Genomic DNA, 6734 nt, shown 5'->3' with positions numbered 1-6734 from the left:
CCGTTGAGCCCGCTAGCTTCAATATTCAGTCCACTCGCCTCGAAGAACTAGACGCCCGCACCAAGAACGACGTCCACAAACTACGCATCGAGCACCTAAACACCCAGACCAAAGCCATCGAAGATATCCAAGCGACTCGGCTAGAGGCCCTAGACGCCCGCACTAAGGCTGTCGAGAATATCCAAGCTGAGCGCCTAAACGCCCTGGATGCTCGGACTAAGAACGACGTTCACAAGCTACGGATTGAGCACCTGAACAACCAGACCAAAGCCGTTGAAGATATTCAGGCTGAGCGGTTGAATGCGCTGGATGCTCGGACCAAATCTGTAGACAACATCCAGGAAGCTCGCCTCGATGCGCTGGATGCTCGTACTAAGTCCGTCGTTCGCTGACGGGGCAGACGCTTAGGCTAACCAAGTTTGGGTGCCTAGCGCGTCTCCGTGCGTCAGTGAAGCTTCATTACCTTTCGTGAGGCACCCTTCTCTAATCAGACTCTCCCCTACACACACGTCTAAGCCTCTGCCACGGCAGGGGCTTTTTTGTGGGGGTGGGAGTCACAATTGCGTGATTATCTAAAATGAATCTGCTAATCGCTTGCAATGACTCCACTTTAATCGAGTTATGTTTAGAGTATCGTCAAGGAAAATTCTATCCTCCATGGATCAAAGCAATGAAATACTACTAAAAAGCCTATCCGACGAAGTCATTAGGCAGATGATTTCTGAAGAGAATAACCTTCTAAATCATCGGATGACCTGGATGTGGACGTTACAAGGACTTCTTTTCACATCCATAGGATTTTTATGGGACAAATCTCCCGTGGCCACCTTTTTCATCTGCATTACAGGATTAGTCTCGTGTCTCTCTATTGGATATAGTCTCCGTTGCAGCGTAAGAGCACTTCACAAGCTTGAGAGGTATTCCAAATATCCTGATATCATCATGGGTCTGGACAAGAACAGCGTAAGATTGCACTTCTTACTTCCGTGGAACCTTCTGCCGATATTTATGGGCAGTATCTGGGTTGGAATAGGACTTATCATAATGTTTCAGTAGCCCTTTCTCGTCCAAAAAAAGGGGCCGCAGCCCCACCCCGCTAGCGCACCAGCCGCACTCGAACGCGCCCACCCCGCTGCCCCCCGCGTAGAACAACCTGCCCCTGAGGCACCACCACCGGCACCGACACCGCAAACTGACCAGGCCCACCGGCCACCGAACGCACTAACACCGAGTAGCCCACCACAGCGGACCACTTGGCCGCAAACGCTGACGGCAGCTGGGCAAACCAACACTCGGCCACGTAGCCCGTAAACGAGCGCTCAGACTCGCGCCAGGCGCACTCAACCGCGCCAAACTCAGACGCTAAACCAGAAACAAACTCAAATGGAACTGAACGCATAAAACTAACCAACGCAACGCGCCCTATCTACCCAATGGCAACGCGTTGGCTATTTGGGATAACGCAGCGTCAAGCGTACTTGTAGCCGGAGTTTAAGCGCTGTTGCGATGCTGCAGCCGCTACGTAACGGAGGCTGCAAGCTTGGCTTGACGCGTTGCCTATAACGGGTAGACTTGGGCAGCTGTGGTGGTGGGAATTCTGCTGGGTAGAAGTAGGTCTACGGACGACGGCAGCCAGCAAAAAGCCCCAGCGGTTGCCGGGGCTGAGTTAGTACTAATACTAAGTCTAGGATAGCTGCCGCTAAGTAGATTACGGCGTTAGGAAGTTGCGATCGCAACTCCTGAACCACCTACCAGGGCAACCACTTCCGCGTTTGCTTGGCCTGCTCCCGCACAACCGCCTTGATTTGGTCGTTAACCTCATCCTGCGATTCGCCGCCGATGGTACCGTGCATGCGCTCCAGCTCATTCGCCGATAACGACTCATTCACCATGTAAGCCTCCTGGGCAGGCTGGGGTAATGTATCGCGACGATTACGTTTGCCACCTGTACTCTGATAAAGCTCACGTACAGTACAACCAAACAGCTCATCAGTTTCAGCTTCAATAGCATCCTGATAAACTTCATCGTCACCACCATTGTCTTTAATCGATTTTGTAAACCGCTTAAAAACAATCGCCCCATCAACTCGTTTACGAGGCGGCGCTAGCTCCTGCGATTGATTCAACAGGTCCAACTGAGATGCCGATTCCTCGATGCTGTCTTTCTCGCTCTTCCACCAGGGAATAAAAGCCATGAACATTCTCTCTTTCTTGATGGCTAAAATCAGATGAAAATAGTTGTTCTAGGCCATCTCTGATCATCTCCAATCCATCGGGATACATCAAAAACTCATCGATGATCTCATGCCTGAACTCGTAGTTTCGGTGGGCCGGGGTAAAGTTGAAGTTAATGGCAATTAAAGCCCACCCATCTAAGCAGGTCTCATAGGTGCGTATGGCTTCGAACCGGGCTAAGGCTTTGACCCATGTTGCCTTATACCTACGATCACCAAAATGTTTCACATCCTCAACGTAACGTTCAGGGATGCTAGTCAACTCACCTTTCCAACTATTGAGCCGGGTCCATACTCGCCAAACTCGTTTTTTTAGCTCCGGCAGCTTCATGGCATCTAATACTGTGGTGCTACCCATAGATTAACGTGCTCCTAGTCCCCTGAGTCACTGAATTTAAGACCTGTTACCGTCGTACCCGCGTACTGAATCGCTACCCATCGACCATTGGGCAGCTTGTAATAGTCAGAAATGCTATCTCGATAGGCTGGAAAACCAAACCGCTGAGAGATGGCATCGTAGCTCTGGGGAAATTGCAGATACAGCAATGCCTTGATATCCGCTTCGCTTAGCTCACCATCCACGCCATAGGGCTGTAGGCCAGGCGGTGGCGCGGCGGAGGGTTCCACCGCTTCCACCGGCGCAGGTCTTAACAGGTCTAACTCAGGGCAGCCAGTAGTTGCCAAGGCAATCCACATCAGGCCCACAATATTCCGCGTCATGGTTGCCCACCGCCCATGCGCCGCTGCTTCAACGAGTTAATCGTTTGCAGCTCGGCCTGTAGCTCCGCTTGGTAGAGCATCACGGCCCGTTGCTGGCCACGGGTAACGGCAGCTTTTAAGTCAGCTTCCGATAGGTTGCCTTCGGCGGTGTTGGCCTGGTCGATCAGGCTTTCCAACTGCTGCAGCTGCTGAGCGACGGCTAGCTCTAGCTCATGGGTCTGGGTGTGACGCAAAGCTAAGACGTTGCCCACTGCCTCGGGCATCAGTTCGCCTTCGATGACGCCTGCGCTTTCCCATTCGTGGGAATAGCGGGCTTTGGTGTCGGCGACCCATTGGTTGCGATCGCAAAGTTCCACAGTGGCAAACTTACTAAATAGCTCCAATGCTAGCTGAGTATATTGATTCTTACCCTGCCGTAATAGGGGCTCTGGGACTACTTTTTCAATCCACTCAAACCAACGATTGCGGATCGTTGCCTCGCTAATGTTCAACTGTTCAGCAATTTGTACAGCGGTGTACAAAGTTTGTACGTCAGTTTGTTCGGCAATTGTTCGATCAATCGCCGGATCGGTTATATGATCATGTGTTAATCCTTGTCCATCAAGGGTTTGCGTTCTGAACGCTTGTTGTTCGCCCAACGTCCGACAAGCGTTCAGAATTTGTACATAGATTGTACGGACAACCTCCAAAATAATCAACAGACAACCATCAAAAAATAAAAATCATATCGGGGAAACCTTTAATTTACAGGAATCTCAATCAAGACAAAGAATCCTACAAAGGAACCTACAAAGAATTAAGAGATGCGTAGACAAGATACTGACTTTCCAGTCGCTGAACTCACAGACAGATACCAAATCGTTAGATCACAGGTCTACGCGCGGATCAATGCCCTTAAAGGTCTAAATCCTGACCTAGCCCCATTCAAAATTGGAGTCAAGGCATACGTTAATCAAGCTGTTCTCGGCTGCTTAGACGAAATGCATCGCCTTATTTCAGAGGACGGCTTGATTACGGAAGAAGCTGCCGCCGATGTCGTTGCCCAAACTCAGACATCGATCACACCAGACACCCATCAGACAGTGTCTGCCATACAAAAGAATCAATTGTCCGGTGATGAAGCCCCTACCCTCAGATCCATACGCGAGGCAACGGAAAGTGAGCCCTTTGGTCGATACCAGTGGCTGGACAAGGTAGCTGAGCGAGGCTGGCTGTTGCCCAGCAGTGAGTTAGCAACGTTGCTGGGTAGTAACTCTGTGCCGACTAAGGACTTTGAACGGTTTGGCTATCGGTTTACGAAGTCTGGTAAATCTGGGGCTGAGAATACATGGAAGACGGAAAAGGCTTAGAGGTTGCAAACTGACTAGTCCGGCAATGGTTGTGATTTCAGTTTCTACCTGAACCAGCTGCACCGCAAACACAGAATCATGCTTAACATTCAAACTAAAAAGCCAATCAGATATGTATACTCTTGTCTAATTGTGTAATTAACTATGAAGATAATTTGCTCATTATCCCTTAGTGGAGGACAGGGCAAATCCACAGTTGCCGTCCTACTCTCAAAGTACCTGGCCAAGGCAGGTTACTCCGTTTTGGCCGTTGACTGTGATCCCCAGTCAAACCTGACTATTTTTCTTAAGCACAATGTCGAAGAAGACGAGCCCACACTACTAGAGCTGTAACGTAAGCAAGTCAATTTTGACGATGCTGTCTACACAACTGACTGCCCAAACCTCTGCATCATTCCATCCGATGATGGCCTCGACCAGGTGCAAGACTACCTTGCTAGCAGCGGTATCGGTGCCCTATCTCTCAAAAAACGATTGGAGCCCGCTGCCAAAACGTTCGACTTCGTAATCCTTGACTCCCCACCCCAGCGCTCCCAAATTTGTAAGTCCATCATTGGGGCCGCTGACCTGGTGCTTATCCCGGCAGAATGTACCGTCAAAGGATATGGCTCTTTGGTGCGTACCCTCAATGCTATTAACGAACTCAAAGAAGACGGAGCCAGCAATGCTGAAATTATGGGCATCATCCCCTTTCGCGATCGCTGGGTAGGCCGTACCCGCACCAACGAATCCCAAATGGTGATTGATGCTCTAACCGGCGAAGTCGGCAAAGAGCAAATTCTGCCCTCCATTCGTGAGTCTGAAGTATTCAAAAAAGCCATCAGTCAAGGCATCCTACTCGAAGACCTAGGTCAGCCAGACCTCGCCTATCCATTTGAGGTGATCATCAACCAGCTAAAGGAGGTCTAGCATGCCCGATAAAAATCCAGTCGAAAACCCATCCTTAGCCGCCTTTCGCAAGAAAAAGCGACCCAAGGTTAACCGCGATACCTCCCTCAGTGCCCAGAATGAGCCTGCAGCAGAACCCGTTGTAGACAACCTGACACCGATACCAGCCACACAAGCTATACCCGTTGAACCAGCTGCACCGGCTCCAAAGGAAACTCGAACTAAGCAGGCCAAACCAGCCACGGCCGTGGTGATCAAAGCGCCCACCTTGCCCAAGCAAATGGATGAACTGATCACCGTCGGCCAGCGCCGCAATATCCGCCTTGAAGAAAAGCTCGACACTGAAATTGAGCAGTTCGTTCGGGATAAAAAGCTGAGCATCGAGATATTACTCGAAGCCCTTTACCTGATCGCCAAGGATGATAAAGAGTTAATGGATAAAACCTTAACCCTTGGCAATGAAAGGATGCAGGAACGCAAGGAAGCTGGAAAACTCAGGCGAATTTATGTACAGATGCAGAAATATAAGTAACTAATTACATCATTATATAATTGTGTAATTAGCTGAATCATACAGGTTACCGTTAACCAAACAAAAATATTTACAAGTGGTAGTAGATTCGATGAAAGGCTGTTGATACAATTGTCCTATGAAAATCTACGAACTCAAAAAGCGAGTAGAGCGGCTGTGGACGTCGCTGCATTCCTGGAAAGGTGAGCTAACGTCGCCACCCGATGAGTTCGGCATGGATATCAAAAAGCAATTTGGCGACCGACGCTATAAGAAAACATGGATTTTAGCCCTAGCTCGGTATGAAGCCCAAAAAAGCTACGATACATTGCTCGATAGCTCTCTACTAATTACCCACTATCTCAACTTCAAACCTACCCAACCGCTGTACGAATACCGGTTTGAAATTCTGGATGCCTTTCTGGAATACAAAAATGGTCTAGACCTGATTTTGCAAGGTATTCGCACTCTGTTCAGAGACGGCTGTGCCCACGAAGAAAAGGAATCAATAGATGCGCTTCTCGGACTTTTGGAAACAAGAAAAGCACTCCCTGGAGCCTTCGAATTCGGACAGCTCGCAGCAGCTTGACCTATTTAAGAAAGCCGAAATCGCCCACCGCAAGCGCTCAACCGGAGCTACGGTTTTTCGTCGATTTACTGGGTCCATCGATGCTAATGGTGGTGATGCGGATGCAATCCGTGATTCGATCCAGGCGGAAACTGAGGAATTATTCGACTGCGATGTAACTGAGTTATATCGGCTGACGGGAGGGACACCGAATGATCGCTCAACGCTACCTGCGATTGTGCAAGAAACTTACATGGCGAACGAGACCTTAGCTAGCTTTGAGCTAAACCGGATGGAAGGCACCATCGGCGGCGAGTCGCAAGAGGAAGTGAACGATAGCAGCAATTATAAATTCAAATCGTATCAGTTGATACAGAAGCTTTCAACTTCTTGAAGGTGAGCATATGAGGGTATCATCAGCTTAGGAGGAATTAGGCCGCCGCCGTGAGCGTCGAGGCGGTAAC

Annotated in this window: 10 protein-coding genes and 1 pseudogene; 6 read left to right on the top strand and 5 right to left on the bottom strand. The window is 49.6% G+C overall.

What is annotated here, in order from left to right; genetic code table 11:
- Positions 1-392 (top strand): hypothetical protein (locus VB741_RS14425; RefSeq protein ID WP_323365883.1); only part of this gene is annotated, 392 nt, incomplete at its 5' end.
- Between the two features lie 704 nt (positions 393-1096).
- Here VB741_RS14425 and VB741_RS14420 read toward each other — a convergent pair.
- The 5 genes from VB741_RS14420 to VB741_RS14400 form a co-directional block, all read right to left on the bottom strand.
- A complete protein-coding gene (locus tag VB741_RS14420) occupies positions 1097-1399 on the bottom strand; it encodes a hypothetical protein (RefSeq protein ID WP_323365882.1) in 303 nt (100 codons plus the stop codon).
- Between the two features lie 349 nt (positions 1400-1748).
- A complete protein-coding gene (locus VB741_RS14415; protein WP_323365881.1) occupies positions 1749-2126 on the bottom strand; it encodes a hypothetical protein in 378 nt (125 codons plus the stop codon).
- On the bottom strand, positions 2092-2592 hold the full coding sequence (locus VB741_RS14410; RefSeq protein ID WP_323365880.1) for a hypothetical protein: 501 nt from the start codon (positions 2590-2592) through the stop codon (positions 2092-2094). Before VB741_RS14410 ends, VB741_RS14415 begins: the two co-directional genes overlap by 35 nt.
- 14 nt (positions 2593-2606) lie before the next feature.
- Complete coding sequence (locus VB741_RS14405) at positions 2607-2954, bottom strand: hypothetical protein (protein ID WP_323365879.1); 348 nt, start codon at positions 2952-2954, stop codon at positions 2607-2609.
- Positions 2951-3475, bottom strand: coding sequence for a hypothetical protein (locus VB741_RS14400; protein ID WP_323365878.1), 525 nt, complete (start codon positions 3473-3475; stop codon positions 2951-2953). Before VB741_RS14400 ends, VB741_RS14405 begins: the two co-directional genes overlap by 4 nt.
- Before the next feature lie 282 nt (positions 3476-3757).
- On the opposite strand from VB741_RS14400, the gene VB741_RS14395 reads away from it, so the two are divergent.
- The 5 genes and pseudogenes from VB741_RS14395 to VB741_RS14375 all read left to right on the top strand — a co-directional run bounded on the left by VB741_RS14395 (position 3758) and on the right by VB741_RS14375 (position 6664).
- The gene (locus tag VB741_RS14395; protein ID WP_323365877.1) at positions 3758-4303 is read left to right on the top strand and encodes a hypothetical protein; all 546 of its coding nucleotides are present in this window, start codon (positions 3758-3760) and stop codon (positions 4301-4303) included.
- Between the two features lie 144 nt (positions 4304-4447).
- Positions 4448-5212: pseudogene (locus tag VB741_RS14390) on the top strand (ParA family protein).
- Position 5213: 1 nt separating this feature from the next.
- Entirely contained in the window at positions 5214-5723 is a 510-nt protein-coding gene (locus tag VB741_RS14385) for a hypothetical protein (protein ID WP_323365876.1), read from the top strand.
- A 118-nt stretch (positions 5724-5841) separates the two neighbouring features.
- A complete protein-coding gene (locus VB741_RS14380) occupies positions 5842-6291 on the top strand; it encodes a hypothetical protein (protein ID WP_323365875.1) in 450 nt (149 codons plus the stop codon).
- Positions 6215-6664, top strand: coding sequence for a hypothetical protein (locus tag VB741_RS14375; protein ID WP_323365874.1), 450 nt, complete (start codon positions 6215-6217; stop codon positions 6662-6664). Before VB741_RS14380 ends, VB741_RS14375 begins: the two co-directional genes overlap by 77 nt.
- Positions 6665-6734 lie beyond the last annotated feature (70 nt).

It is taken from the genome of Leptothoe sp. PORK10 BA2, assembly GCF_034932105.1.
Taxonomy (GTDB): domain Bacteria; phylum Cyanobacteriota; class Cyanobacteriia; order Phormidesmidales; family Phormidesmidaceae; genus Leptothoe.
This window is presented reverse-complemented; position numbering and strand designations above follow the sequence as displayed.